This is a genomic window from Azospira oryzae, assembly GCF_004217225.1.
Classification (GTDB): Bacteria; Pseudomonadota; Gammaproteobacteria; order Burkholderiales; family Rhodocyclaceae; genus Azospira; species Azospira oryzae.
On sequence record NZ_SHKM01000002.1, the window covers coordinates 475,622 to 500,702 of the forward strand.

20 protein-coding genes are annotated in these 25,081 nt (G+C 66.6%); 8 read left to right on the top strand and 12 right to left on the bottom strand.

Annotation, left to right across the window (positions count from 1 at the left end; all coding sequences use genetic code 11):
- Positions 1-150: 150 nt before the first annotated feature.
- From EV678_RS11330 to mnmG, 4 genes are read right to left on the bottom strand one after another with little or no spacing between them, the layout of a single operon-like run.
- Positions 151-984 carry a ParB/RepB/Spo0J family partition protein gene (locus EV678_RS11330; RefSeq protein ID WP_014235956.1) on the bottom strand — a complete coding sequence of 278 codons (834 nt, stop codon included), beginning with the start codon at positions 982-984 and terminating at the stop codon, positions 151-153.
- The gene (locus EV678_RS11335; protein WP_014235955.1) at positions 981-1,763 is read right to left on the bottom strand and encodes a ParA family protein; all 783 of its coding nucleotides are present in this window, start codon (positions 1,761-1,763) and stop codon (positions 981-983) included. The genes EV678_RS11330 and EV678_RS11335 overlap by 4 nt, the downstream gene beginning before the upstream one ends.
- Positions 1,764-1,767: 4 nt before the next feature.
- The gene (rsmG, locus tag EV678_RS11340) at positions 1,768-2,409 is read right to left on the bottom strand and encodes a 16S rRNA (guanine(527)-N(7))-methyltransferase RsmG (protein ID WP_130459603.1); all 642 of its coding nucleotides are present in this window, start codon (positions 2,407-2,409) and stop codon (positions 1,768-1,770) included.
- The gene (gene mnmG, locus EV678_RS11345; protein ID WP_130459604.1) at positions 2,406-4,280 is read right to left on the bottom strand and encodes a tRNA uridine-5-carboxymethylaminomethyl(34) synthesis enzyme MnmG; all 1,875 of its coding nucleotides are present in this window, start codon (positions 4,278-4,280) and stop codon (positions 2,406-2,408) included. The genes rsmG and mnmG overlap by 4 nt, the downstream gene beginning before the upstream one ends.
- Positions 4,281-4,553: 273 nt before the next feature.
- On the opposite strand from mnmG, the gene EV678_RS11350 reads away from it, so the two are divergent.
- The 5 genes from EV678_RS11350 to EV678_RS11370 all read left to right on the top strand — a co-directional run bounded on the left by EV678_RS11350 (position 4,554) and on the right by EV678_RS11370 (position 11,191).
- Entirely contained in the window at positions 4,554-6,251 is a 1,698-nt protein-coding gene (locus EV678_RS11350) for a tetratricopeptide repeat-containing response regulator (RefSeq protein WP_130459605.1), read from the top strand.
- 123 nt (positions 6,252-6,374) lie between these two features.
- Positions 6,375-7,529 carry an ABC transporter substrate-binding protein gene (locus tag EV678_RS11355; RefSeq protein ID WP_130459606.1) on the top strand — a complete coding sequence of 385 codons (1,155 nt, stop codon included), beginning with the start codon at positions 6,375-6,377 and terminating at the stop codon, positions 7,527-7,529.
- A gap of 79 nt (positions 7,530-7,608) precedes the next feature.
- The gene (locus EV678_RS11360; RefSeq protein ID WP_014235950.1) at positions 7,609-8,658 is read left to right on the top strand and encodes a branched-chain amino acid ABC transporter permease; all 1,050 of its coding nucleotides are present in this window, start codon (positions 7,609-7,611) and stop codon (positions 8,656-8,658) included.
- Positions 8,658-10,436 carry a branched-chain amino acid ABC transporter ATP-binding protein/permease gene (locus tag EV678_RS11365; protein WP_412784076.1) on the top strand — a complete coding sequence of 593 codons (1,779 nt, stop codon included), beginning with the start codon at positions 8,658-8,660 and terminating at the stop codon, positions 10,434-10,436. Before EV678_RS11360 ends, EV678_RS11365 begins: the two co-directional genes overlap by 1 nt.
- Positions 10,436-11,191 carry an ABC transporter ATP-binding protein gene (locus tag EV678_RS11370; protein WP_130459608.1) on the top strand — a complete coding sequence of 252 codons (756 nt, stop codon included), beginning with the start codon at positions 10,436-10,438 and terminating at the stop codon, positions 11,189-11,191. The genes EV678_RS11365 and EV678_RS11370 overlap by 1 nt, the downstream gene beginning before the upstream one ends.
- Before the next feature lie 148 nt (positions 11,192-11,339).
- Here the strand turns inward: EV678_RS11370 and EV678_RS11375 are convergent, their stop codons facing one another.
- The 8 genes from EV678_RS11375 to rpmH all read right to left on the bottom strand — a co-directional run bounded on the left by EV678_RS11375 (position 11,340) and on the right by rpmH (position 19,049).
- A complete protein-coding gene (locus EV678_RS11375) occupies positions 11,340-12,509 on the bottom strand; it encodes an ABC transporter substrate-binding protein (RefSeq protein WP_207222260.1) in 1,170 nt (389 codons plus the stop codon).
- Between the two features lie 31 nt (positions 12,510-12,540).
- Positions 12,541-13,695 carry an ABC transporter substrate-binding protein gene (locus EV678_RS11380; protein WP_130459609.1) on the bottom strand — a complete coding sequence of 385 codons (1,155 nt, stop codon included), beginning with the start codon at positions 13,693-13,695 and terminating at the stop codon, positions 12,541-12,543.
- Between the two features lie 180 nt (positions 13,696-13,875).
- Positions 13,876-14,967 (bottom strand): hypothetical protein, encoded by a 1,092-nt coding sequence (locus EV678_RS11385; RefSeq protein ID WP_235832473.1) that lies wholly within the window; start codon positions 14,965-14,967, stop codon positions 13,876-13,878.
- An 83-nt stretch (positions 14,968-15,050) separates the two neighbouring features.
- The gene (gene mnmE / locus EV678_RS11390; RefSeq protein ID WP_130459611.1) at positions 15,051-16,403 is read right to left on the bottom strand and encodes a tRNA uridine-5-carboxymethylaminomethyl(34) synthesis GTPase MnmE; all 1,353 of its coding nucleotides are present in this window, start codon (positions 16,401-16,403) and stop codon (positions 15,051-15,053) included.
- 64 nt (positions 16,404-16,467) lie between these two features.
- A complete protein-coding gene (yidC, locus tag EV678_RS11395; RefSeq protein ID WP_014235943.1) occupies positions 16,468-18,123 on the bottom strand; it encodes a membrane protein insertase YidC in 1,656 nt (551 codons plus the stop codon).
- 55 nt (positions 18,124-18,178) lie between these two features.
- Positions 18,179-18,409 carry a membrane protein insertion efficiency factor YidD gene (gene yidD / locus EV678_RS11400; RefSeq protein ID WP_014235942.1) on the bottom strand — a complete coding sequence of 77 codons (231 nt, stop codon included), beginning with the start codon at positions 18,407-18,409 and terminating at the stop codon, positions 18,179-18,181.
- Positions 18,409-18,882 carry a ribonuclease P protein component gene (rnpA, locus tag EV678_RS11405; RefSeq protein ID WP_083834010.1) on the bottom strand — a complete coding sequence of 158 codons (474 nt, stop codon included), beginning with the start codon at positions 18,880-18,882 and terminating at the stop codon, positions 18,409-18,411. Before rnpA ends, yidD begins: the two co-directional genes overlap by 1 nt.
- Before the next feature lie 32 nt (positions 18,883-18,914).
- Positions 18,915-19,049: a 50S ribosomal protein L34 gene (gene rpmH, locus EV678_RS11410; RefSeq protein ID WP_014235940.1), complete on the bottom strand. Its 135-nt coding sequence runs from the start codon at positions 19,047-19,049 to the stop codon at positions 18,915-18,917.
- Between the two features lie 398 nt (positions 19,050-19,447).
- On the opposite strand from rpmH, the gene dnaA reads away from it, so the two are divergent.
- The 3 genes from dnaA to gyrB all read left to right on the top strand — a co-directional run bounded on the left by dnaA (position 19,448) and on the right by gyrB (position 24,770).
- Positions 19,448-20,869 carry a chromosomal replication initiator protein DnaA gene (gene dnaA, locus EV678_RS11415; protein WP_130459612.1) on the top strand — a complete coding sequence of 474 codons (1,422 nt, stop codon included), beginning with the start codon at positions 19,448-19,450 and terminating at the stop codon, positions 20,867-20,869.
- Between the two features lie 229 nt (positions 20,870-21,098).
- A complete protein-coding gene (dnaN, locus tag EV678_RS11420; RefSeq protein ID WP_014235938.1) occupies positions 21,099-22,205 on the top strand; it encodes a DNA polymerase III subunit beta in 1,107 nt (368 codons plus the stop codon).
- Positions 22,206-22,277: 72 nt separating this feature from the next.
- On the top strand, positions 22,278-24,770 hold the full coding sequence (gene gyrB / locus EV678_RS11425; protein WP_130459613.1) for a DNA topoisomerase (ATP-hydrolyzing) subunit B: 2,493 nt from the start codon (positions 22,278-22,280) through the stop codon (positions 24,768-24,770).
- The last annotated feature ends 311 nt before the right edge of the window (positions 24,771-25,081 follow it).

Sequence of the window (25,081 nt, forward strand, 5' to 3'; positions counted from 1 at the left end):
AAAATAAGGGGTTTGCCAGTCTCAGGGCGCCATTCGCGCCTTTGGGATGACATGGCCATGGCAGGACAAATGGTTTCAGGCCTTGTCAGCCCTGACTCCTACGGGTTTACCGCAGTCCTCCTCCGCCACAGTCGCCGTTTGCAGCCGGACTCAGCGGAAACGGGCCAGCAGTTCGTCGAGCTGGTCCAGGCTGGAGAATTCGATGGCCATCTTGCCGGCGCCCTTCCTGTTGGCCGCCACCGTCACCTTGGCTCCCAGCAGGTCCGACAGTTCTTCCTCCAGCCGCAGCAGATCCCGGTCCTTGGCCTTCTCGACCTTTTTCGGCGGATTCAGCAGGGCCTGCACCAGGCGCTCCGTTTCCCGCACGGAAAGACCCTTGTGGGCCACCCGGTTGCCCACCTGTATCTGCTCCGCCCCTTCCAGGGAGAGCAGGGCCCGGGCGTGGCCCATGTCCAGCTTGCCTTCCAGCAGCAGTTCTTGGACCGGCGCCGCCAGCTGCAGCAGACGCAGCAGGTTGGAAGCGGCGGGACGGGAGCGGCCAACCGCATCGGCGGCCTGCTGGTGGGTCATCTCGAACTCGTCCACCAGGCGCTGCAGGCCCATGGCTTCTTCCAGGGGATTGAGGTTTTCCCGCTGGATGTTCTCAATGAGGGACATGGCGGCCGCGGCTTCATCGGGGATTTCCCGCACCAGGGTCGGCACTTCGGTCATGCCCGCCATGCGGCAGGCACGCCAGCGGCGCTCGCCGGCAATGATTTCGTAGCCGCCGTTGATCGGCCGCACCAGGATGGGCTGCATGATGCCCTGGGCCTGGATGGAGGCCGCCAGCTCCTTGAGAGAGCCTTCGTCCATGCGGGTCCGCGGCTGGTACTTGCCCGGCTTCAGGGCATCGATGGGCAGCGTCCGCTGCTGGTCCTTCTTGGCGTCGGCGGCGTCGCCGGCCAGCAGGGCGTCCAGGCCCCGGCCCAGTCCCTTCATCTTCATGCCGCCACCTCTTGCTGCCGCGGAGCGCCACCGATGCGCTCCAGCATCTCCTCGGCCAAGGCCAGGTAGGACAGGGCGCCCTTGGAGGTCTTGTCGAAGGCGATCACCGGCTTGCCGTAGGACGGGGCCTCGGCCAGACGCACGTTGCGCGGGATGACGGTGCGGTACACCTTGCCGGAGAAGTGGCTCTCCAGTTCGGCGGAAACCTGTTGATTGAGGGTGGACTGGGAGTTGTACATGGTGCGCAGCAGGCCTTCGATTTCCAGGGCGGGATTGAGATTGGCCCGCACCTTGCGCAGGGTGGTGACCAGATCGGTGAGGCCTTCCAGGGCGTAGTACTCGCACTGCATGGGGATCATCACCGCCTGGGCCGCCGCCAGGGCATTCACCGTCAGCAGGTTGAGGGCAGGCGGGCAGTCGATCAGGACGAAGTCGTAGGCCTGGCCGTCCAGGGCCTCCTTGAGGCGGCGCTCCCGCTGGCCCACGTCGATCAGTTCCACTTCGGCCCCGGCCAGTTCCCGGTTGGCGGGAATGACGTCGAAGCCGAATTCGGTCTTAATGGTGGCCTGCTCCAGGGTCGCCGCCCCCAGCAGGATCTGATAGACGGAAGGCAGGGCTTCCTTCTTGAAGATGCCGCAGCCGGTGGTGGCATTGCCCTGGGGGTCCAGGTCGATGAGCAGGACGCGCTGCCCCAGGGTCGCCAGGCAGGCGGCCAGGTTGACGCTGGTGGTGGTCTTGCCGACCCCCCCCTTCTGGTTGGTAATGGCCAGGATCTTCACGCCTTCATTCCTCTCTCAGAACCACCAGATGGCGCGCCCCCTCGACTCCGGGCACGGCCAGCGGGTGTACCGCCTCGACGACAATCCCCGCCGGCAGGCGGGAGAGCTCTTCCTGGGGATAGATCCCCTTCATCGCCAGCCAGCGCCCACCGGGCGCCAGCAGGTGACGGGTGAGACTGACGAAATCGGCCACCTCGGCAAAGGCCCGGGAGGTGATGGCCGCAAACTTCTGTTCCGGTTGCCAGGCCTCCACCCGCAGGCACTGGGCGGAGAGCCCCGGCAGGGGCAGTTCCATGGCGGCCTGCTTCAAGAAGGCCACCTTCTTGGAATTGCTGTCCAGCAGGGTCACCGCCAGGCTTGGCCGGGCGATGGCCAGGGGAATGCCGGGCTGGCCGCCGCCGCTGCCCACATCCAGCACATTGGCGGGCGCCAGGGCGTCCACAAAGGGCAGGATGGCCAGGGAATCCAGCAGGTGGTGGCTCACCGCCTTGTCCTGGTCGCGCAGGGCGGTCAGGGCATAGACCTTGTTCCACTTGGCGAGCAGGGCCAGGTAGGCGAGCAGTTTACCCTGTGCGACGCCGTCCAGGGGTATTCCGAGGGCATCCAGGCCCTGGGCCAGTTGCTGGGCCTGACTGGAGCCGCTCATCGGGCGCTCCGCTTCAAGTAGATCAGCAGCAGGGAGATGGCCGCCGGGGTGATGCCCTGCAGCCGGGAAGCCTGGCCGATGGTCTCGGGCCGCTGCCGTGCCAGGCGCTGGCGCACCTCGTTGGAGAGACCGTGCACCTGGGCATAGTCCAGGTCGGCGGGGATCGCCAGGTTCTCGTAGTCGGCGGCCTTGGCCACCTCTTCCCGCTGGCGGTCGATGTAGCCCTGGTACTTGGCCTGGATTTCCAGCTGCTCCACCGCCTGGGCATCGGCCAGGGACTCGCCGGCACCGGGCAGGGTCAGCAGGTCGGCGTAGCTCACATCGGGCCGGCGCAGCAGCTCGAAGAGGTTGTATTCGTGGTCGATGGCCTTGCCCAGGACCCGCACCGCATCGGCTTCCGGCAGGGTCTGGGGGTGCACCCAGGTGCTTTTCAGGCGCTCGGCTTCGGCGGCGATGGCATCCCGCTTGCGGCAGAAGGCATCCCAGCGGGCGTCGTCCACCAGGCCCAGTTCCCGGCCCTTTTCGGTGAGGCGCAGGTCGGCATTGTCTTCCCGCAGCTGCAGGCGGTACTCGGCCCGGCTGGTGAACATGCGGTAGGGCTCGGAGACGCCCCGGGTGATGAGATCGTCCACCAGCACGCCCAGGTAGGCCTCGTCCCGGCGCGGGCACCAGGCTTCCTTCTCCTGCACCTGCAGGGCGGCGTTGACGCCCGCCAGCAGCCCCTGGGCGGCCGCTTCCTCGTAGCCGGTGGTGCCGTTGATCTGGCCGGCGAAGAAGAGGCCGTTGATGGCCTTGCTCTCCAGGGAGGACTTCAGCCCCCGGGGATCGTAGTAGTCGTACTCGATGGCGTAGCCGGGGCGCAGGATGTGGCAGTTCTCCATGCCGCGGATGGAACGCACGATCTTCAGCTGCACGTCGAAGGGCAGGCTGGTGGAAATGCCGTTGGGGTAGATCTCGTGGGTATCCAGGCCCTCCGGCTCGAGGAAGACGTGGTGGCTGTCCTTGTCGGCGAAGCGGTGGATCTTGTCCTCGATGGAGGGGCAGTAGCGGGGCCCGACGCCTTCAATCACCCCGGTGTACATGGGGGAGCGGTCCAGGTTGGCGCGGATGATGTCGTGGGTGCGGCTGTTGGTGTCGGTGATCCAGCAGGGCAGTTGCTTCGGGTGCTGGGCCGCGTTGCCGAGGAAGGAGAACACCGGCAGGGGATCGTCCGAGTACTGGGGCTCCATTACCGAGAAGTCGATGCTCTTGCCGTCCAGGCGCGGCGGCGTGCCGGTCTTCAAGCGCCCCTGGGGCAGGGCCAGTTCCTTCAGGCGGGCCGCCAGGGAGACGCTGGGAGGGTCGCCCATGCGGCCCCCGGTGTAGTTCTGCAGGCCGACGTGGATCAGGCCGTTCAAGAAGGTGCCGGCGGTCAGCACCACCGCCCGGGCTTCGAAGCGCACCCCCAGCTGGGTCACGGCCCCCACCACCCGGTCGCCTTCGACGATCAGGTCGTCGCAGGCCTGGGCGAAGAGGGTCAGGTTGGGCTGGTTCTCCAGGCGGGTGCGGATTGCCTGTTTGTACAGCACCCGGTCGGCCTGGGCACGGGTGGCGCGCACCGCCGGGCCCTTGGAGGCATTGAGGATGCGGAACTGGATGCCGCCCTCGTCGGTGGCCGCCGCCATGGCGCCTCCCAGGGCATCCACCTCCTTCACCAGATGGCCCTTGCCGATGCCGCCGATGGAGGGATTGCAGCTCATGGCCCCCAGGGTTTCCAGGTTGTGGGTCAGGAGCAGGGTGCGCGCTCCGGCCCGGGCAGCCGCCAGGGCAGCCTCGGTGCCGGCGTGACCGCCGCCGACGACAATGACATCGAACCGGGTGGGAAACAGCATGGGGACTCGTTTACGCAAAAGGCCCGCAGGCAAATCCCACGGGCACTCGGGTAGGGCAAAGGGGCTCGAATGATACGCCAGTTCCATGAAACTTAACAGTTTTCGCCCGGACCGGCGGAGCCCGCCGGCACGTTTCCGGCATTGCTTCGGCAGCCAGCCGGCACGGCTCCCGGAGCTCCACCGGGAGACTGGCCCGGGGCCTTGTCAGGAATTCCCTTGCCGCGGAGTCGGGAATTGACGTAACTTCCGCCAAAATCAATGCCAAGCGCAACCATGGACGCCAACGAACTCGCCGCCCAACAACTCTACAAACTCCAGGGCGAACTGAAGAACAAGAAGGTGCTGGTGGTGGACCGCCACCCGGACGCCCGCAACGCCATGCGCATGATGCTGTCCACCATCGGCATCACCAGTGTCCAGGGGGTCGGCTCGGCCACCGAAGTGCTGCGCCTGGTGAAAAGCAGCAGCTACGACATCATCCTCTCCGACTACCAGCTGGAGGACGGCCGCGACGGCCAGCAGCTGCTGGAAGAGCTGCGCTACAAGCGCCTCATTTCCCTGTCCACCCTGTTCATGGTGGTGACCGGGGAGCGGGCCTACAAAAACGTGGTGTCGGTGGCCGAGCTGGCGCCGGACGACTACCTGATCAAGCCCTTCACCGGCGAGCAGCTGCAGCAGCGCCTGGCCCGGGCCCTGTACAAGAAGTTCGTCTTCCACCAGGCCTACCGCAACGTCGAGCGCAGCCGCTACGAGGACGCCGTCACCGCCTGCGACGACATCATCCAGCAATATCCCCAGTACCAGCACGACGCCCGCCACCTGCAGGCCGACCTGCTCAACAGCCTGGGCCGCTATGTCGAGGCGGAGGCCGCCTACCGCCAGATGCTGGAACAGAAGGACCTGGCCTGGGCCCGCATGGGCGTGGCCGTGGCGGTGCACGGCCAGGGGCGGGTGGACGAGGCCGTGACCCAGCTCGAGGCCCTGGTGCAGGATTTCCCCGAATACCTGGCCGCCTTCGACTTCCTGGCCAGGCTGCGGGAGGAAAAGGGCGACTCCACCGGTGCCCAGCAGGCCCTGCAGGCCGCCGCCGCCATTTCCCCCAACAACACCATGCGCCAGCGGGCGGTGGGCGACATGGCGGTGCGCAACAACGACCTGGAAGCGGCCGAGCGGGCCTACAACACGGTGCTCAGCCGGGCCCGGGGCTCCTCCCTGCGCAGCATCGACGACTACGCCAACCTGTCCCGGGTCATGCTGGAGAAGGGCAATGTGGCCGGCGCCAAGCTGGTGGCCCAGGACCTGCGCCGGGACTGGCGCGGCGACAAGCAGGGGGAGCTGGCCTCCCTGGTCATCGACAGCCTGGTGCAGACCAAGGAAGGGGCGCCGGACAAGGCGGCCCGCAGCATTGCCGCCGCCATGGAACTGCACAAGGTCCTGGTGGCCGAGGGCAAGATGGAGGAGAAGCGCCCCCTGTCGCAAAAGGTGGCGGTGGACCTGGCCCACGCCTGCATGGCCAACGGCAAGGAGGCGGACGCCCAGAGCCTGCTGCGCCAGGTGGCGGCGGAGAACAACGAGGACCGGGGCGTGCTGGCCCACATCCAGGGTGTCTTCGAGAAGACCGGCAACGCCGAGGCGGGCAAGGCCCTGCTCGAGGACGTCTCCCGGGAGATCATCCAGATCAACAACCAGGGCGTGCTGGCCGCCCGCAGCGGCGATTTCGACGGCTCGGTGCAGCTGCTGATCGAGGCGGCGGAGCGGGTGCCCAACCTGCAGTTCCTGGTCAATGCGGCCAAGTCCATCTACACCCTGATGGACCAGAAGGGCTGGCAGCCGGAACTGGCGGAGCGGGCCCACCGCTATCTGGAAAAGGCCCGCAGCCGCTCCCCGGACGACCCCCGCGTCATATCCGGGCGCGACATGTACCAGCGGGTGGCCCGCAAATACGGGGTTCAGGTCGATACGGACAGCTGATCCGGCGTCGCCGGCCCGGCCCGGTGCCGTACGGGACGACTTGGGGAAAACCCGCTCAGGCCCCTGATCCCAGGGGCTTTTTGGTATCATTTGCGGCTTTTCTCAACCCCGGAAGGACCCACGATGTCCCGCAAAACCCTGATCGCCGCCCTGCTTCCCCTGGCCACCGGTTTGGCCGCCGTTCCTGCCTGGGCCGACATCAATGTGGGCGTCTCCCTGGCCGCCACCGGCCCCGCCGCCTCCCTCGGCATTCCGGAAAAGAACTCCATCGCCCTGCTGCCCACCACCGTGGCCGGCCAGAAGGTGAACTACATCGTCCTCGACGACGCCACCGACTCCACCACCGCGGTGAAGAACATCAAGAAGCTGATCAGCGAAAACAAGGTGGACCTGGTCATCGGCTCCTCCACCACGCCCAGCTCCCTGGCCATGATGGACGTGGCCGTGGAAAACGAGACCCCCATGATCTCCATGGCCGGCTCCGCCATCGTCGTCGAGCCCATGGACGCCAAGCGCCACTGGGTCTTCAAGTCCGCCCAGAACGACGCCCACATGGCCACCGCCATCGTCGAGCACATGACCAACAACAATGTGCACAGCGTCGCCTTCATCGGCTTCGCCGACGCCTACGGCCAGGGCTGGTTCAAGGAATTCGCCAAGATCGCCGAGGCCCGCAAGATCAAGATCGTGGCCAACGAGAGCTACCAGCGCAACGACACCTCGGTCACCGGCCAGACCCTGAAGATTCTCGCCGCCAAGCCCGATGCCGTGCTGGTGGGCGCCGCCGGCACCCCGGCCGTGCTGCCGCAGAAGACCCTGAAGGAGAAGGGCTACAAGGGCGCCATCTACCAGACCCACGGCGTCGCCAATGCGGACTTCCTGCGGGTCGGCGGCAAGGACGTGGAAGGCGCCCTGCTGCCCGTGGGCCCCATGATGGTGGCCGAGCAGCTGCCCAACGACAACCCGGTGAAGAAGTCCGCCCTGGAATACGTGAAGAAGTACGAGGGCGTGCACGGCAAGGGCAGCATCAGCTCCTTCGGCGGCCATGCCTGGGATGCGGGCGTGCTGCTGAGCAACGCCATTCCCGCCGCCCTGAAGAAGGCCCAGCCCGGCACCAAGGAATTCCGCAAGGCCCTGCGCGACGCCATCGAAGGCAGCAAGAACCTGCCCGCCGCCCACGGCATCTTCAACATGACGCCCCAGGATCACCAGGGCTTCGACCAGCGCGCCCGGGTCATGGTGAAGGTCGAGAACGGCACCTGGAAGCTGATCAAGTAAACCGCTGAACGCCTAACCGTATTACCCAGCCAAACGCCGGCCCCGGGCTTCCCCCGGGGCCGCGGCGTTGAAAGCACTCATGGATCTGCAAATTCTTCTGCTCCTGGGCCAGGACGGCCTCACCAACGGCGCCATCTACGCCCTGCTGGCCCTGGCCCTGGTGCTGGTGTTCGCCGTCACCCGGGTGATCTTTCTGCCCCAGGGCGAATTCGTCGCCTACGGCGCCCTCACCCTGGCCGCCATCCAGGCCGGCAAGCTGCCGGGCACGGTGTGGCTGGCCGTCATCCTCGGCATCGCCGTGGTCCTGATCGACGGCGGCCTGGCCCTCAAGAGCGGCAACCTGAAGCGCCTGCCCCGCATCGTCCTCGGCAACCTGGGCCTGCCCCTGGTGCTGCTGGGCCTGATCTCCGGCCTGGAGGCGGAGGCCCTGGCGGCCCTCGCCCTGCCCCTGCAGATCCTGCTCACCCTGGGCATCGTCGTGCCCCTGGGCCCCCTGCTCTACCGCCTGGTATTCCAGCCCATCGCCGAGGCCTCCTCCCTGGTACTGCTGATCGTCGCCGTGGCCCTGCACATGACCCTGATCGGCCTGGGCCTGGTCTTCTTCGGCGCCGAGGGCTTCCGCACCCAGCCCTTCTCCGACGGTGCCCTGGAAATCGGCCCCCTGCTGCTGCAGCACCAGACCCTGTGGATCCTGTTCGCCTCCGCCGCCCTCATCGCCGTGCTCTACGTGCTGTTCGAGCGCACGGTGTACGGCAAGGCCCTGCGCGCCACCGCCCTCAACCGCACCGGCGCCCGCCTGATGGGCATCTCCACCACCATGGCCGGCAAGCTGTCCCTGGGCCTGGCCGCCTTCATCGGCGCCCTCTCCGGCGTGCTGGTGTCGCCCATGACCACCCTCTACTACGACTCGGGCTTCCTCATCGGCCTGAAGGGCTTCGTTGGCGCCATCATCGGCGGCCTCGCCTCCTACCCCGTTGCCGCCCTCGGCGCCGTGCTGGTGGGCCTGCTGGAGTCCTACTCCTCCTTCTACGCCAGCGCCTTCAAGGAAGTGATCGTGTTCACCCTCATCATTCCGGTGCTGGTGTGGCGCTCCCTCACCTCCCACCACGTCGAGGAGGAGGAGGAATGATGTCAGCCAAGCTCTCCCCGGCCCGGGCCATCCTGGCCGCCTTCCTGCTCTTCCTCGTCACCGGCCCCCTCTGGCTGCCGGAGTTCCACGTCACCCTGCTCAATTACATCGGCCTCTACGGCCTGGTGGCCCTGGGCCTGGTGCTGCTCACCGGCGTCGGCGGCCTCACCTCCTTCGGCCAGGCCGCCTTCGTCGGCCTCGGCGCCTACACCACGGCCTACCTGACCACGGCCTACGGCGTCTCTCCCTGGCTGACCCTGCTGGCCGGCCTGGGCCTGACCCTGGCCTTCGCCCTCTGCCTCGGTTTCATCACCCTGCGCCTGTCGGGCCACTTCCTGCCCCTGGGCACCATCGCCTGGGGCATCAGCCTCTACTTCCTCTTCGGCAACCTGGAATGGCTGGGGGGCCACACCGGCATGACCGGCATCCCGGCGGTATCCCTGTTCGGCCTGGAACTGAAGGACAGCCGCAGCTTCTTCTACCTGATCTGGGTGGTGCTGCTGGGGGCCATGCTGGCCACCCGCAACCTGCTGGATTCCCGGGAAGGCCGGGCCATCCGCGCCCTCAAGGGCGGCACCGTCATGGCCGAGGCCATGGGCGTGAACACGGCCCGCTCCAAGATCGTCATCTTCACCGTGGCGGCGCTCTATGCCTGCGTCTCCGGCTGGCTTTACGCCCACCTGCAGCGCTTCGTGAATCCCACCCCGTTCTCCATCAACCAGGGGGTGGAATTCCTCTTCATGGCGGTGATCGGCGGTGTCGCCCACGTCTGGGGCGCCGTGGTCGGCGCCGGCCTCATCACCGTGCTCAAGCAGTGGCTGCAGGACCTGCTGCCGGAACTGCTGGGCCAGAGCGGCAACTTCGAGGTGATCGTCTTCGGCCTGATGATGATCTTCGTCCTGCACCGGGCCCGCAACGGCCTGTGGCCGGCCATCGCCCGCCTGGTGCCGGCGCAAAAGCAGGAGCGCCACGCCGTGGCCGCCGCCGAGCCCCTGCCGCGGCGCCAGATGCCCGCCGCCGGCACCGTGCTGCTGCAGGCCGAAGGCGTCACCAAGCGCTTCGGCGGCCTGGTGGCGAACAAGGACATGGCCCTGACGGTGCAGGCCGGCGAGGTGATGGCCCTGATCGGCCCCAACGGCGCCGGCAAGAGCACCATGTTCAACTGCATTTCCGGCGTCAATCCGCCCAGCGAAGGCCGCATCAGCTTCCTCGGCCAGCCGGTGGCCGGCCTGGAGGCCCGGGACATCGCCCGCCTCGGCCTCTCCCGCACCTTCCAGCACGTGCGCCTGCTCTCGGGCATGACGGTGCTGGAGAACGTGGCCATCGGCGCCCACCTGCGGGGCCGCCACAACTACCTGGCCGCCGGCCTGCGCCTGGAGCGGGCCGAAGAGGCCCGTCTGCTGGCCGAGGCGGCGCGCCAGATCGAGCGGGTGGGCCTGGCCGAACACATGTTCGACGCCGCCGGCAGCCTGGCCCTGGGCAAGCAGCGCATCGTCGAAATCGCCCGGGCCCTGGCCGCCGACCCCTGCCTGCTGCTGCTGGACGAGCCCGCCGCCGGCCTGCGCTACCTGGAAAAGCAGGCCCTGGCCGAGCTGCTGCGCAAGCTGCGCGGCGAAGGCATGGGCATCCTGCTGGTGGAGCACGACATGGACTTCGTCATGGGCCTGGCCGACCGGGTGGTGGTCATGGAATTCGGCGAAAAGCTGGCCGAGGGCCTGCCGGAGGAAATCCAGAAAAATCCGGCGGTGCTGGAAGCCTACCTGGGGGGAGTGGAATGATGAACGCCGCGCACGAACCCAAGCCCGTGCTGGAAGTGAGCGACCTGTGCGTCGCCTACGGCAAGGTGGAAGCCCTGCACAAGGTCAGCCTGCGCATCCGCGAGGGCGAGATCGTCACCGTCATCGGCCCCAACGGGGCCGGCAAGACCACCCTGCTCTCCGCCCTGATGGGCCTCTTGCCCTACCGGGGCGAGGTGGCCTACGTCGGCCACAATCTCGATGCCCATGTGGAAGTGGAAGAGCGGGTCGGCCAGGGCCTGACCCTGGTGCCGGAAAAGCGGGAACTGTTCGCCGAGATGAGCGTGGAGGACAACCTGCTGCTGGGCGCCTTCCACCGCTACCGCAGCGGCCTGCGGGACCACGCCCAGACCATGGAGGAGGTGTTCGCCCTCTTCCCCCGCCTCAAGGAGCGGCGCACCCAGGCCGCCGGCACCCTGTCCGGCGGCGAGCGCCAGATGCTGGCCATGGGCCGGGCCCTGATGGCCAAGCCGAAACTGCTGATGCTGGACGAGCCTTCCCTGGGCCTCGCCCCCCTCATCATCAAGGAAATCTTCCGCATCGTCGCCGAGCTGAAGCAGACCGGCGTCTCCATCCTGCTGGTGGAACAGAACGCCCGGGCCGCCCTGCAGGTGGCCGACTACGGTTACGTGCTGGAAACCGGCGAGGTCTCCCTGGAAGGCCCCAGCCACGAACTGGCCGACGACCCCCGGGTGATCGAAACCTATCTGGGCCTGGGCGGGAAAAAGACCGCCTGAGGCATCGGCCTGAAAGGCAATAGGGACGGCCGTTTCCGCCATCCCTGCCCCGCCAGCCGCATCCCGCCTGCCTCCTGGCAGGGGTACATGAAAAAGGCCCGGTGCCGCCCCTCGGCGGCCCGGGCCTTTTCTCTTGCCGGGGGCGGATCTAGGGCTGCAGCTTCCAGGCGCCGTTGTCGATCCTGACCATGACCCGGGCCCGCTGGTCGAAGCCCAGATGGTCCGTCGGCCCCATGTTGTACACCCCATGGCAGCCCACCACGTCCCGGGTGTTTTCCAGGGCCTCGCGCAGGGCCTTGCGGAATTCCGGGCTGCCCGGCTGGGCCTTCTTCAGGGCCAGGGGCACGGCGTGCTGCAGCAGCAGGCCCGCATCCCAGACGTGGGCGCCGAAGGTGGAGACGCTGCCCTTGCCGTGCACCGCCTCGTAGCGCCCCACATAGTCCAGGGCCACCTTGCGGATCGGGTTGTCCGCCGGCAGCTGGGCCGCCACCAGCACCGGCCCCGCCGGCAGCAAAGTTCCTTCCACCTCCTTGCCGCCGACCCGCAGGAAGTCGCTGTTGGCGACGCCGTGGGTCTGGTAGATCAGGCCCTTGTAACCCCGCTCCCGCAGGGTCTTCTGGGGCAGGGCGGCGGGGGTGCCGGCGCCGCCGATGAGCACCGCGTCCGGCCTGGCCGCCAGCACCTTCAGCACCTGGCCGGTGACCGAGGTGTCGCTGCGGCTGAAACGCTCGTTGGCCACCAGCCGCAGCTTGCGCGCCTCGGCGATCTTGGCGAACTCGTTGAACCAGCCCTCGCCGTAGGCGTCGGCAAAGCCGATGTAGGCGACGCTGCGCACCTGCTGGCTGGTCATGCTCTCCACCAGGGCGGTGGCCATGTGGGCATCGTTCTGGGCCAGCTTGAAGACCCAGCGCCGCTTCTCGTCCATGGGCTCGACGATGCGGCTGGAGGCGGCCAGGGCCAGCATGGGCGTCTCGCCCTCCGCCACCGCGTCGATCATGGCCAGGGAATTGGGGCTGGTGGTGGAACCGACGATGACGTCCACCCGGTGCTCGGCGATCAGCTTGCGCGCATTCTTCACCGCCGCCGTGGTGTCCGAAGCATCGTCGAGGACGATGTAAATGACCTTGTGCCCGCCGATGCTGGCCGGCAGCAGGGCCACGCTGTTCTTCTCGGGAATGCCCAGGGACGCCGCCGGGCCGGTGGCCGAGACGCTGATGCCCACGTTGAGGTCGGCCCGGGCGGGTGCTGCGAACAACAGGGACAGGCCGAGCAGCGATGCGCCCAACCTGGCCCCGGGAATACTCCAGCTTCCTTGCATGGTGCGTTCTCCCTGTGATGTTGTCCTGCGACTACTTGACCAGCTTCCAGGCTCCGTCCTGAATGGTGACCATGACCCGGGCCCGCTGGTCCAGCCCCAGGTGGTCCTGGGCGCTCATGTTGTACACCCCGTGGGCGCCGGCCACGTTGCGGCTCGCCTCCAGGGCGTCGCGCAGGGCCTTGCGGAATTCCTTGCTGCCCGGCTGGGCCTTCTTCAGGGCCGCCGGCACGGCCTGGGCCAGCAGCAGGCCCGCATCCCAGGCATAGCCGCCGAAGGCGGTGACGCTGCCCTTGCCGTGCACCGCCTCGTACTTGCCCACGTACTCCACCGCCGACTTCTTCACCGGGTTGTCATTGGGCAGCTGGGCCGCCACCAGCACCGGGCCGCTGGGCAGCAGGGTGCCCTCCACCTCCTTGCCGCCGACCCGCAGGAAGTCGTTGTTGGCGACGCCGTGGGTCTGGTAGATCGGCCCCTTGTAGCCCCGCTCCCGCAGGGCCTTCTGAGGCAGGGCCGCCGGGGTGCCGGCGGCACCGATGAGGATGGCGTCGGGCTTGGCGGCGAGCAGCTTCAGCACCTGGCCGGTAACCGAGGTGTCGGCCCGGTTGAAGCGCTCGTTGCCCACCAGGGCCAGCTTGCGCACCTCCGCCACCTTGGCGAACTCGCCGTACCAGCCTTCGCCGTAGGCGTCGGCAAAGCCGATGTAGGCCACCGTCTTCACGTTGTTGCTGGTCATGTGCTCGACGATGGCGGTGGACATCTGGGCGTCGTTCTGGGGCGTCTTGAACACCCACTTGCGCTTCTCGTCCATGGGCTCGACGATGCGGGCCGAGGCGGCCATGGCGATCATGGGCGTCTCCGCTTCGGCCACGGTGTCGATCATGGCCAGGGAGTTGGGCGTGGTGGTGGAGCCGATGATGAGATCCACCTTGTGCTCGCCGATCAGCTTCTTGGCGTTTTTCACCGCCGCCGTGGTGTCCGAGGCGTCGTCGAGGACGATGTAATTGACCTTCTGCCCGCCGATGCTGGCCGGCAGCAGGGCCACGGTGTTTTTCTCGGGAATGCCCAGGGATGCCGCCGGACCGGTGGCGGAGAGGGTAATGCCGACATTGAGGTCGGCCAGGGCGGGACGGGATAGGGAAATACAGGCGAGCGGCAGCAATGCCGCCACCAGGGCGTTCAGTTTCATGACTCCTCCACTGCGTTTTTTATATTAGTGCCGCCGGGACGGCGGGGGCTCACACCCAGCGGAGGATCATACCCGGCCCCCTCCCCCCAGGGGAAGAGCGGGCGCCGGAGGAGGATGGTGCCGGCCCGGGGGCGCCGGTGGGGGAGCGGAAAGGGCGTCCCGCGGCACCCCCGCCCGGGATCAGCGGCCGAAGATGCCCTTCAGCAGCCCTCCGACACCGGCCGGAGCCGCCGACTCCACCGCCGCGTCACCGGCCGCCTGCTCCAGGCCCAGGGCCAGGCTGTCGTAGCCGGTCACCCGCACCACCGCGCTCCACACCAGGGGCTTCTTCTCCGCCGGCTTCTGCGGCGGATAGGCAAAGCCCTGGCTCGGCCCGTGGGCCACGGCGGAGACCATGGCCATCTCGGCCTTGGCGAAAATGCCTTCGGGCACGGTGCATTCGCGCTGGCTGCCCGGCAGCATGGGGCTCTTGTTGCGGGCCGCCAGCCACAGCACCACCTCCTTGTCGCCGTTGGCGGCCACGGCGTTGAGATCGTAGCCCCGCACCCGGGAGGAAGCGTCCCAGCTCAGGGGAACGGCGCCGCGCAGGTTGGTATTGCCGGCCTTGAGGTTGATGGGCTCGAGGAAATCCATGGCCGCCCCCAGGGTGAAGCGGATGTCCGGCGTCAGGAAGCTGGCCTTGACCACATGCTCGCCCACCGCCGAGGCGCCATCGGGCAGGCCCTTGAAGTCCCGGTCACCGGCGGGCCAGTGCAGGGAGCGGGGCGGCAGGCCGTCCGCCCCGGCGCCCGGGCCGCCCTTGCCCATGCTGCGGCCCTGGCGGGCCATGGCCATGACCTCGGGCGAGACCTTGCCCGCCATGGTGCGGAAATCCAGGATCTCGGGCTGGCCCTTGGCCACGGCCGGGCCGCAGCCCCAGTAGATGAGCACCCGGCCATCGGCCTCGCCATCGCTGCCGCCGCCCTGGCCGCCGCTGCGCCGCTCGCCCTTGAGGGGCAGCAGGGGGCCGATGCCCATGGTCTCGGGCACCTGGTGGCTGGCGCTGTAGTCGGGCGGCAGGTCGGCCGGATTGGTCAGGCGCAGGTCCATGCTGCGGCTGGCGCCGGGCTTGCTGCCGAACATCATGCCCATGACCCCGCCCATGCCGCCGGCCCCGAGGCCGGACAGGGTGCGCAGGTTCATTTCGTAGCTGACCGGGGCCGCGACCGCCGACAGGTGCACCGCCCCCAGGGAGAGGACCAGGACGGCGGGGGAGAGGGAAGAAAGACGCATGGCCACGGCAGCACCTCCGGCTGGGAATGGGAAAAACCCATTCTAGACCAGGAAAAATGCCACCGGGGTTGGCCCGGCGGGGCCTACTTGCCGATGCAGAAGCGGCCGAAGATTTCGCCGAGCAGGTCGTCGGCGGTGAACTCGCCGGTGATGTGGCAGAGGGCGTTCTGGGCCAGGCGCAGTTCCTCGGCGAAAAGCTCCAGGGCCGGCAGGCGCTGGCGCGACAGCTGCAGGTGCTCCTGGGCGGCAGCCAGGGCCCGCAGGTGGCGTTCCCGGGCGATGAAGACGTCTTCCGCCTCGTGCCAGCCGGCGATGCGCAGCAGCTCCCGGCGCAGCAGGTCGAGGCCGGCGCCGCTCTTGGCGGAAAGGGAAATGGCCACGCAGCCCTCCCCTCCTTCCGGCTCCTCATGGCGCTCCGGCGCCCGGTCGGTGAGGTCGATCTTGTTGTAGACGGTGATGCGCGGCAGGTCCGGCGGCAGGCGCCTGAGGATGGCCTCTTCCCCATGGGCGATGCCTTCCCGGGCATCGGCCAGCAGCACCAGCACATCGGCCTTCTCGATCTCGCGCCAGGTGCGCTCGATGCCCAGGCGCTCCACCTCGTCCTCCGTCTCCCGCAGGCCGGCGGTGTCGATGACATGGAGCGGGATGCCCTCGATCTGCAGGTTGCCCCGCACCACGTCCCGGGTGGTGCCGGCGATGGGGGTAACGATGGCCAGCTCGTCGCCGGCCAGGCCGTTGAGCAGGCTGGACTTGCCCACGTTGGGCTGGCCGGCCAGCACCACGTGCAGGCCGTTCTGCAGCAGGCGGCCCTGGCGGGCCCGGTCGAACACCGCCTCCAGCCTGGCCGCCAGGCTGTCCAGGCGGCCGAAGGCGTTGGCCGCCTTGAGGAAGTCGATCTCCTCCTCCGGGAAGTCCAGGGTGGCCTCGGTCAGGGCCCGCAGTTCGATCAGCTCGTCGGTGAGGACGCGGATCTCCCGGGAGAACTCGCCCTGCAGGGAGCGCACGGCGCTGCGGGCGGCAGCCTGGGTGGTGGCGTCGATGAGGTCGGCCACGGCTTCGGCCTGGGCCAGGTCCAGCTTGCCGTTGAGGAAGGCCCGGCGGGTGAATTCGCCGGGCTCGGCGAGACGGGCGCCCAGGTCCAGGCAGCGGGCCAGCAGCATCTGCAGCACCACCGGGCCGCCGTGGCCCTGCAGTTCTAGCACATCCTCGCCGGTGAAGGAGGATGGGTTGGGGAAGAAGAGCAGCAGGCCGCTGTCGATGACGCTGCCGTCGGCAGCGCGGAAATCGGCCAGGGTGGCGTGGCGCGGCCGGGGCAGCCTGCCCGTGAGCTGTTCGGCCAGGGGCAGCAGGCCGTTGCCGGAGATGCGCACGACCCCGACGCCGCCCCGGCCGGGAGCGGTGGCAATGGCGGCGATGGTGTCGGTGCGGGGCATCATGGCGGGGAGAATTCCGGAGCGTTAACGAAAAAAAGGCCGCCCTCAGGCGGCCTTTTCGCGGACATCAGGCCTTGGCGTCGTTGGCCGCCTTGCCGCCAGCCTCGATCATGCGGGTGATCTGCCACTGCTGGGCGATGGACAGCACGTTGTTCACCACCCAGTACAGCACCAGGCCGGCCGGGAAGAAGAAGAACATGAAGCCGAAGACGAAGGGCATCATCATCATGACCTTGGCCTGGATGGGGTCCGGCGGGGTCGGGTTGAGACGGGTCTGGATCACCATGGTGGCGATCATGATCACCGGCAGGATGTAGAACGGGTCCTGGGCGGAGAGGTCGTGAATCCAGCCGACCCACGGCGCGTTGCGCATTTCCACGGCGCCCAGCAGCACCCAGTAGAGGGCGATGAACACGGGAATCTGGATCAGGATGGGCAGACAGCCGCCGAGGGGATTGATCTTTTCCTTGCGGTACAGATCCATCATCTCCTGGTTCATGCGCTGGCGGTCGTCGGCGAAGTGCTCCTTGATGTGCTGCAGGCGCGGCGTCACCTGGCGCATCTTGGCCATGGACTTGTAGGAGGCGGCGGAGAGGGGGAAGAAGATCAGCTTCAGGGCGATGGTCAGGACCACGATGGCCCAGCCCCAGTTGCCCACCAGCTTGTGGATCCACTCCAGGGCCCAGAAGATGGGCGCGGCGATGACGGTCAGCCAGCCGTAGTCCACCACCAGGTCCAGGCCTTCGGCGACCTGCTTGAGCTGGGACTGGATCTGGGGACCGGCGAAGAGGGGCACGCTGACGCTGCCCTGGGCACCGGCTTCCACCTGGGCCACGGGCACGATGACGCCGGCGGAATAGACGCCGGGCTTGCCGTCGGCCGGAGCTTCCACCTTGCGCACGAAGAATTCGCGGGGCGACTTGCCCTGGGGCACGAAGGCGGAAACGAAGTAGTGCTGCACCATGGCCACCCAGCCGTTGTCGGCGTTCTGGGGCACCTTGGCCTTGCCCTTCTCGATGTCGGAGAAGGCCAGCTTGTGGAATTTGTCCTGCTCGGTATACAGGGCCGGGCCGGTATAAACGCTGACCATGGAGGACTCGCCGGCCGGCGCCTTGTCGTCCCGGGCCAGCTGGAAGTAGGCGTGGGGGGCGATGGCCTTGGCACTGCCGTTGTGGATTTCATAACCCACATCCACCAGGAAGGAGCCCTTGCGGAAGGTATAGACCTTGGTCACCTTGACGCCGTCGGTCACGGCTTCCAGGCGCACCTGCAGTTCCTTGCTGTCGCCCATCTCGCGGGGGCCGGGCAGCACCTTGAACATGGTCTTGTGGGTCGGCAGGCCGTCACCGATCAGGCCGCTCTGGGCGCTGTAGCGGTGGTCTTCGCCGAACAGCTGGAAGGGCTTGCTCTCGTCGGTGGCCGACTTGTAGCCGGGCAGTTCGAGACGCACCAGATCGCCGCCCTGGGTGGAGATGTCGGCCACCATCAGGTCGGTGGTGATGGTGACGGTCTCGGCCTTGACCGGCGCCGGCGCGGCGACGGCTGCGGCAACGGCGGCAGCGCCGGACTGCAGCGTGGCGGAGGGAGCGGGTGCGGCCCCGGCCTGGGTGGCAGCGGCGGTGGCCGGCACATCCTTGGGCTGGTTATGTTTCACCCAGGCGTCCCACAACATGATGATGGAGACGGCGAAGATCAGGAACAGGAACAGGCGACGGTTATCCATGCACAGCCTATCGATTGCAGGTTTTGGAATTCATGGCGCGGCGTGGCGCAGCCACTTAGGGCACCGGATCGTAACCGCCGGGATGGAAGGGATGGCAGCGCAGCAGCCGCCGCGAGCCCAACCACAGCCCCTTGATCACGCCGTGCTTCTTCAGAGCCTCGGCAGTATAGTCGGAACAGCTCGGTTCGAAACGACAATTACGACCCAGCATGGGGCTGATGGCGTATTTGTAGACGCGCAACAGCAGCAGGAACGGCATGATGCTGAGGGCTCTGAGTCGTTTCATTACCGAGGCTCCGGTGCTGCCGGGTTTGCGGCGGGCGGCGGGTTGCCGGCATCCCGGGGTTCCGCCAGGCGACGGCTGAGGCGCCGCAACAGGCCGGCGATCTCGGCCGCCATTTCCGCCTTGCTCGGCCGCGGCTTGGCCTTGTCCAGGGAAACCCCCAGACGCAGGATCAAATCCACCGCCGGGAAATCCTGCCGCTGCAGGCGGAAGGCTTCCCGGGCAAGGCGCTTCACCCGGTTGCGGCCGACGGAGGCACGGCACAGCTTCTTGCCGACCACCAGGCCCAGGCGGGCGCCCTGTCGGGCCTCCTCCGGACTGCAAAGACGCCAGTGCAGGAGGAAGTAAGGGCCTTTTATGGCCCTCCGAAAACCAAAAACGGATGAAAACTCATCCGTTTTGGTCAAGCGGTAGCGCTTGGGGAAGGGAAAGCGCTGGGGGGCCTGGAGTCGAGACTCGTCAGACACCGGCGTCACCTCCCCGGAGCTACCGGGCAGGTCAGGTCCGATCAAACGGCCAGACGCTTGCGGCCCTTGGCGCGGCGGGCGCGGATGACGGCGCGGCCACCCTTGGTCTTCATGCGGACCAGGAAGCCGTGGGTACGCTTGCGACGGACGACGGAGGGTTGGTAAGTGCGCTTCATGTCTTAAGTCCTTGATGCTTGGGGAAAGATAAACGCGCAATTAGAATGGGTTAACCCCTGGGCTGTCAAGAACAAAACGATTGGCCGCCCCGGGAAAATTCGCCCCGGCCTGTGGATAACTTTTCCCAGACAGGCTAAAATGCGCCTTCGCTCTGGCCGGCAGCGCCATTGTAAAAATGCAACAAGCCCGCTGCCGCCTTTTCCGGAGCACGCGATTCCCGGCGGCACGGCCCTGGCCTGTGCCCCGTTCCCAGCCTATTGAAGCGTAGGCTTTTTTATTTTCCGGGTCGGGCCCTGCGGGGCCCCATCCTGCCGGCCCGGGGGCTGCGGCCTCCGAACCGGACTTGTCCCCGGCTGACGGGGCGCCCCCGGCGTCCGGTTTCCGAGTGGTTGAGGTAATGAGCGGTTTCTGGTCAATCTGTCTGAGCCAGTTCGAACAAGAACTGCCGCCCCAGCAATTCAACACCTGGATCAAGCCCCTGCGGCTGGAAGGCGAGGACAACCTCGCCGAAGGCCTGCGCCTGCTCGCGCCCAACGGCTTCATCCTGAAGTGGGTGAAGGAGCGCTACCTGTCCCGCATCGAGGAGCTGGCCCACAGCCACTTCTCCGCCCCTGTCGCCATCAGCCTGGGCATCGGCGGCGGCCGCACCGCCGTGGCGGTGGCCCGGCCCACGGCGCCGGCAGCCGCGCCCGCCGAGATTCCCGCTGCCGCCCCCCGAATCATGGCCCCGGCACCTGCCGCCGCCCCGGCACCGGCTCCCGCCGCCCGCCGCAATAACGGCCCCCAGAGCAGCTACGAGAAGACCCGGCTGATTCCCGGCTTCACCTTCGACAACCTGGTGGTGGGCAAGGCCAACGACCTGGCCCGGGCTGCCGCCATGCAGGTGGCCCAGAATCCGGGCGTCTCCTACAACCCCCTGTTCATCTACGGCGGTGTCGGCCTGGGCAAGACCCACATCATCCACGCCATCGGCAACGCCATCCTGCAGGCCGATCCGGACAAGGTGGTGCGCTACGTGCACGCCGAGGACTACTACTCGGACGTGGTGCGGGCCTACCAGCAGAAATCCTTCGACGTCTTCAAGCGCTATTACAAGTCCCTGGACGTGCTGCTGGTGGACGACGTGCAGTTCTTCAACGGCAAGAACCGCACCCAGGAAGAGTTCTTCTTCGTCTTCAACGCCCTCACCGAAGCCAAGAAGCAGATCATCATCACCTGCGACACCTATCCGAAGGACATCAACGGCCTCGACGACCGCCTGGTGACCCGCTTCGACTGGGGCCTGACGGTCCAGATCGAGCCACCCGAGACGGAAATGCGGGTGGCCATCCTGAAGAAGAAGGCCGAAGCCGAGGGCGTGGCCCTGGACGACGAAGTGGCCTTCTTCATCGCCAAGCACCTGCGCTCCAATGTGCGGGAGTTGGAAGGCGCCCTGAAGAAGGTGCTGGCCTATTCCCTTTTCCACGGTCGCGAGATCGCACTGGACCTGGCCAAGGACGCGCTGAAGGACGTCATCGGCGCCTTCAACCGGCAGATCACGGTGGAGAACATCCAGAAGACCGTGGCCGAGTACTACAAGATCAAGGTGGCCGACCTCTATTCCAAGAAGCGCACCCGGGCCATCGCCCGGCCGCGCCAGGTGGCCATGTGGCTGGCCAAGGACCTGACCCCCCACAGCTACCCCATGATCGGGGATGCCTTCGGAGGCCGGGACCACACCACGGTATTGCATGCGGTCCGCACCATCGACACCCTGCGGGCCAAGGACAACGAACTGAACCACGACCTGCACGTGTTGCTGCAGGTCCTGAAAGGCTGAAAAGCCTGCACTTATGTCGTGCCCCGGGTTTTTTCCCGGGATGAAATGTGGATAATCGAGGTTTCGCCGTGGGCAGCCCCGATTTTCCCAGGCTTCACCCGGTGACCCGCCCTTTTGCGCGGGCAGCCGGAGGCAACAGGTTTTCGCAACACAGGCTTCTGCAATAATCGGATCAACGCGAGTTATCCACAGAGTTGGCGCCGCTACTATCTTTTAAGGATTGATCTCTATGCTTCTAATCAAGACCCAACGCGACACGCTGCTTTCGCCGCTGCAATCGGTCTCCGGCATTGTGGAGAAGCGGCACACCCTGCCCATCCTGTCGAACGTGCTGCTGGAAAAGAAGGGCGATGCCCTGACCTTCCTGGCCACTGACATTGAAATCCAGATCACCACCAGCGCCGCCGCCGAAGGCGGTGAAGGCGACGGTGCCGTCACCGTCGGCGCCCGCAAGCTGCAGGACATCCTGCGCTCCCTGCCCGAAGGCACGGAAGTCAGCCTGGTGCTGGAAGAAAAGCGCCTGCTGGTGCGCGGCGGCAAGAGCCGCTTCACCCTGCAGACCCTGCCCGCCGACGACTTCCCCCGCATGGCCATCGGCAACGACGACGCCAAGCGCTTCTCCGTCACCCAAAAGCAGTTCCGCCAGCTCCTGGCCCAGACCCAGTACGCCATGGCCGCCCAGGACGTGCGCTACTACCTGAACGGCCTGCTGCTGCTGACCGAAGGCAAGGAACTGCGCGCCGTGGCCACCGACGGCCACCGCCTGGCCTTCGCCAGCATGGAAATCGAAGCCGAGCTGCCCCGCCAGGAACTGATCCTGCCGCGCAAGACCGTGCTCGAACTGAACCGCCTGCTGGCCGATTCCGACGACGCCCTGGAAATCACCCTCTCCGCCAACCAGGTGCGTTTCGCCTTCGGCAACGTGGTGCTGGTGTCCAAGCTGATCGACGGCAAGTTCCCCGACTACGAGCGGGTCATCCCCGCCACCCTGAAGAACAGCCTGGAGCTGGGCCGCACCGCCCTGCTGCAGTCCATGGTTCGCGCCGCCATCCTGACCAACGAGAAGTTCCGCGGCGTGCGCCTGGTGCTCCAGGGCAACAGCCTCAAGGTCATGGCCGCCAACGCCGAGCAGGAAGAAGCCCAGGAAGAGCTGGAAGTGGAATACGCCGGCGACTCCCTGGATGTGGGCTTCAACGTCGGCTACGTGCTCGACGTGCTGAACAACGTCAGCAGCGACACCGTCACCCTCAATTTCAACGACGCCAATTCCAGCGCCCTCATCACCGTGCCGGGCAACGACCGCTTCAAGTACGTCGTCATGCCCATGCGCATCTGATCGCCGCCGAACGCCGTGATCTAAGGTCCGCCGCCCGGCGGACCTTTTGCAGTTTTAAGTGGAACAGGAACAATGAGCGAAGAAAACCCGCAAATGAACACCCCGCAGGAAGCGGCCCCCGCCTACGGCGAATCCAGCATCCAGATCCTTGAAGGCCTGGAGGCCGTGCGCAAGCGCCCGGGGATGTACATTGGCGACACTTCCGACGGCACCGGCCTGCACCACCTGGTCTTCGAAGTGGTGGACAACTCCATCGACGAAGCCCTGGCCGGCCATTGCGACGACATCACCGTCACCATCCACGCCGACAACTCCATCTCCGTCACCGACAACGGCCGCGGCATTCCCACCGGCGTGAAGATGGACGACAAGCACGAGCCCAAGCGCTCCGCCGCCGAAATCGCCCTCACCGAACTGCACGCCGGCGGCAAGTTCAACCAGAACTCCTACAAGGTTTCCGGCGGTCTGCACGGCGTCGGCGTCTCCTGCGTGAACGCCCTCTCCAAGTGGCTGCGCCTGACCATCCGCCGCGACGGCAAGCGCCACTTCATCGAGTTTAACCGGGGCGTCCCGGTGGAACGCGTCATCGAAGTGCGCGACGGCTTCGAAGTCTCCCCCCTCAAGGTGCTGGGCGATACCGACAAGCGCGGCACCGAAGTGCACTTCCTGGCCGACGACGAAATCTTCGGCACCGTGGAGTTCCACTACGAAATCCTGGCCAAGCGCCTGCGCGAACTGTCCTTCCTCAACAACGGCGTCAGCATCCGCCTGGTGGACCAGCGCAACGGCAAGGAAGAGCTGTTCGCCTTTGCCGGCGGCGTGCAAAGCTTCGTCGAATACATCAACCGCACCAAGTCCGTCCTGCATCCCAGCATCTTTTACTCCGCCGGCGAAGCCAAGGTCGGCGACACCGGCGTCACCATCGGCGTCGAAGTGGCCATGCAGTGGAACGACTCCTACCAGGAACAGGTGCTGTGCTTCACCAACAACATTCCCCAGTCTGACGGCGGCACCCACCTCACCGGCCTGCGGGCGGCCATGACCCGCATCATCAACAAGTACATCGAAGAGAACGAGATCGCCAAGAAGGCCAAGGTGGAAATCACCGGCGACGACATGCGCGAAGGTCTGGCCTGCGTTCTCTCGGTGAAGATGCCCGATCCCAAGTTCGCCTCCCAGACCAAGATGAAGCTGGTCTCTTCCGAAGCCCGTCCGGCGGTGGAAGAAGTGGTGGCGGCCAAGCTCACCGAATTCCTGCTGGAACGCCCGGTGGACGCCAAGACCATCTGCGGCAAGATCGTCGAAGCCGCCCGCGCCCGGGACGCGGCCCGCAAGGCCCGCGAAATGACCCGCCGCAAGGGCATCCTGGACGGCGTCGGCCTGCCCGGCAAACTGGCCGACTGCCAGGAGAAGGACCCCACCCAGTGCGAACTGTACCTGGTGGAGGGTGACTCCGCCGGCGGCTCCGCCAAGCAGGGCCGGGACCGCAAGTTCCAGGCGATCCTGCCCCTCAAGGGCAAGATCCTCAACGTGGAAAAGGCCCGCTTCGACAAGCTCATCTCCAGCCAGGAAATCGCCACCCTCATCACCGCCCTCGGCACCGGCATCGGCAAGGACGAATACAAGCCCGAGAAGCTGCGCTACCACCGCATCATCATCATGACCGATGCCGACGTGGACGGCGCCCACATCCGTACCCTTCTGCTCACCTTCTTCTACCGGCAGATGCCCGAGCTGGTGGAACGCGGCCACATCTACATCGCCCAGCCGCCCCTCTACAAGGTCAAGCACGGCAAGACCGAGCGTTACCTGAAGGACGACCACGAATACCAGCAGTTCCTGCTGCAAATGGCCATGGAAGGCACCGAGCTGCTGCCCCGGGCGGGCGCCGAGCCCATCAGCGGCGCGGCCCTCGAATCCCTGGCCCGGGAATACCTGCTGGCCGAGGCCGTCATCAACCGCCTCTCCAACCACATCAACCCGGAAGTGCTGCACGCCCTGGTGCACCACAACCTGGAGCTGAAGCTGGACGACGAAGCCGCTGCCAAGGCCAGCGCCGCCCTGCTGGCCAAGGTGTCCAGCGACGGCATCGACGTCTTCGCTCACTACAACGAAGCCCAGGAAAGCTGGCAGGTGCGCATGGAAAAGATGCACCACGGCAACCGCAAGGTCAGCAGCATCGACGAAGACTTCCTGCGCTCCGGCGACTACCTGCAGCTGCGCAAGACCGCCGAACTGCTCAACGGCCTCTTCGGCCCCGGCGGCCTGATCCAGCGCGGCGAGAAGAAGATGGCCGTCGCCGACTTCGCCAGCACCATGACCTGGCTGCTCAACGAAGTGGAAAAGGGCATCAGCAAGCAGCGCTACAAAGGTCTGGGCGAAATGAACCCCGAGCAGCTGTGGGAAACCACCATGGACCCCAACGTCCGCCGCCTGCTGCGGGTCGGCATCGACGACGCCATCGGCGCCGACGAAGTCTTCACCACCCTCATGGGCGAACTGGTGGAACCCCGCCGCAACTTCATCGAAAGCAACGCCCTGCGGGCGCAGAATATCGACGTGTGATGTTGTAGGATCTCATTTACTTCTAGATTTGTCTCACAACTCTAGATCAATTTGGGCTCCATAATACGAAAATGCCACTCCTCTCGAGTGGCATTTTTTTGTCTGCTAATCGGCCAAGCGGACAGGGAACCCTCCCTTAGAGATAGCCGGTTACTGCTGACAAGCGGACCCTTAATCCGTAGGTCCACAGTTCGAATCTGTGACGCCCCACCAGAATTCTAAAGCTGAGGAGAGGCCGTAACCGAATATAGTGGGGGCGTTACTTTCCATCTGATGGCACCTCAGATAGAGGTACAGGCAATTCTAAGAAA

What these genes read in the sequence shown, in the direction of transcription:
- EV678_RS11380 (WP_130459609.1), bottom strand. Translation starts at nt 13,695, where the DNA reads ATGAAACTGAACGCCCTGGTGGCGGCATTGCTGCCGCTCGCCTGTATT.
- dnaN (WP_014235938.1), top strand. Translation starts at nt 21,099, where the DNA reads ATGCTTCTAATCAAGACCCAACGCGACACGCTGCTTTCGCCGCTGCAA.
- EV678_RS11350 (WP_130459605.1), top strand. Translation starts at nt 4,554, where the DNA reads ATGGACGCCAACGAACTCGCCGCCCAACAACTCTACAAACTCCAGGGC.
- gyrB (WP_130459613.1), top strand. Translation starts at nt 22,278, where the DNA reads ATGAGCGAAGAAAACCCGCAAATGAACACCCCGCAGGAAGCGGCCCCC.
- EV678_RS11330 (WP_014235956.1), bottom strand. Translation starts at nt 984, where the DNA reads ATGAAGATGAAGGGACTGGGCCGGGGCCTGGACGCCCTGCTGGCCGGC.
- dnaA (WP_130459612.1), top strand. Translation starts at nt 19,448, where the DNA reads ATGAGCGGTTTCTGGTCAATCTGTCTGAGCCAGTTCGAACAAGAACTG.
- mnmE (WP_130459611.1), bottom strand. Translation starts at nt 16,403, where the DNA reads ATGATGCCCCGCACCGACACCATCGCCGCCATTGCCACCGCTCCCGGC.
- mnmG (WP_130459604.1), bottom strand. Translation starts at nt 4,280, where the DNA reads ATGCTGTTTCCCACCCGGTTCGATGTCATTGTCGTCGGCGGCGGTCAC.
- yidC (WP_014235943.1), bottom strand. Translation starts at nt 18,123, where the DNA reads ATGGATAACCGTCGCCTGTTCCTGTTCCTGATCTTCGCCGTCTCCATC.
- EV678_RS11360 (WP_014235950.1), top strand. Translation starts at nt 7,609, where the DNA reads ATGGATCTGCAAATTCTTCTGCTCCTGGGCCAGGACGGCCTCACCAAC.
- EV678_RS11385 (WP_235832473.1), bottom strand. Translation starts at nt 14,967, where the DNA reads ATGCGTCTTTCTTCCCTCTCCCCCGCCGTCCTGGTCCTCTCCCTGGGG.
- EV678_RS11370 (WP_130459608.1), top strand. Translation starts at nt 10,436, where the DNA reads ATGAACGCCGCGCACGAACCCAAGCCCGTGCTGGAAGTGAGCGACCTG.
- EV678_RS11355 (WP_130459606.1), top strand. Translation starts at nt 6,375, where the DNA reads ATGTCCCGCAAAACCCTGATCGCCGCCCTGCTTCCCCTGGCCACCGGT.
- EV678_RS11365 (WP_412784076.1), top strand. Translation starts at nt 8,658, where the DNA reads ATGTCAGCCAAGCTCTCCCCGGCCCGGGCCATCCTGGCCGCCTTCCTG.
- rsmG (WP_130459603.1), bottom strand. Translation starts at nt 2,409, where the DNA reads ATGAGCGGCTCCAGTCAGGCCCAGCAACTGGCCCAGGGCCTGGATGCC.
- rpmH (WP_014235940.1), bottom strand. Translation starts at nt 19,049, where the DNA reads ATGAAGCGCACTTACCAACCCTCCGTCGTCCGTCGCAAGCGTACCCAC.
- yidD (WP_014235942.1), bottom strand. Translation starts at nt 18,409, where the DNA reads ATGAAACGACTCAGAGCCCTCAGCATCATGCCGTTCCTGCTGCTGTTG.
- EV678_RS11375 (WP_207222260.1), bottom strand. Translation starts at nt 12,509, where the DNA reads ATGCAAGGAAGCTGGAGTATTCCCGGGGCCAGGTTGGGCGCATCGCTG.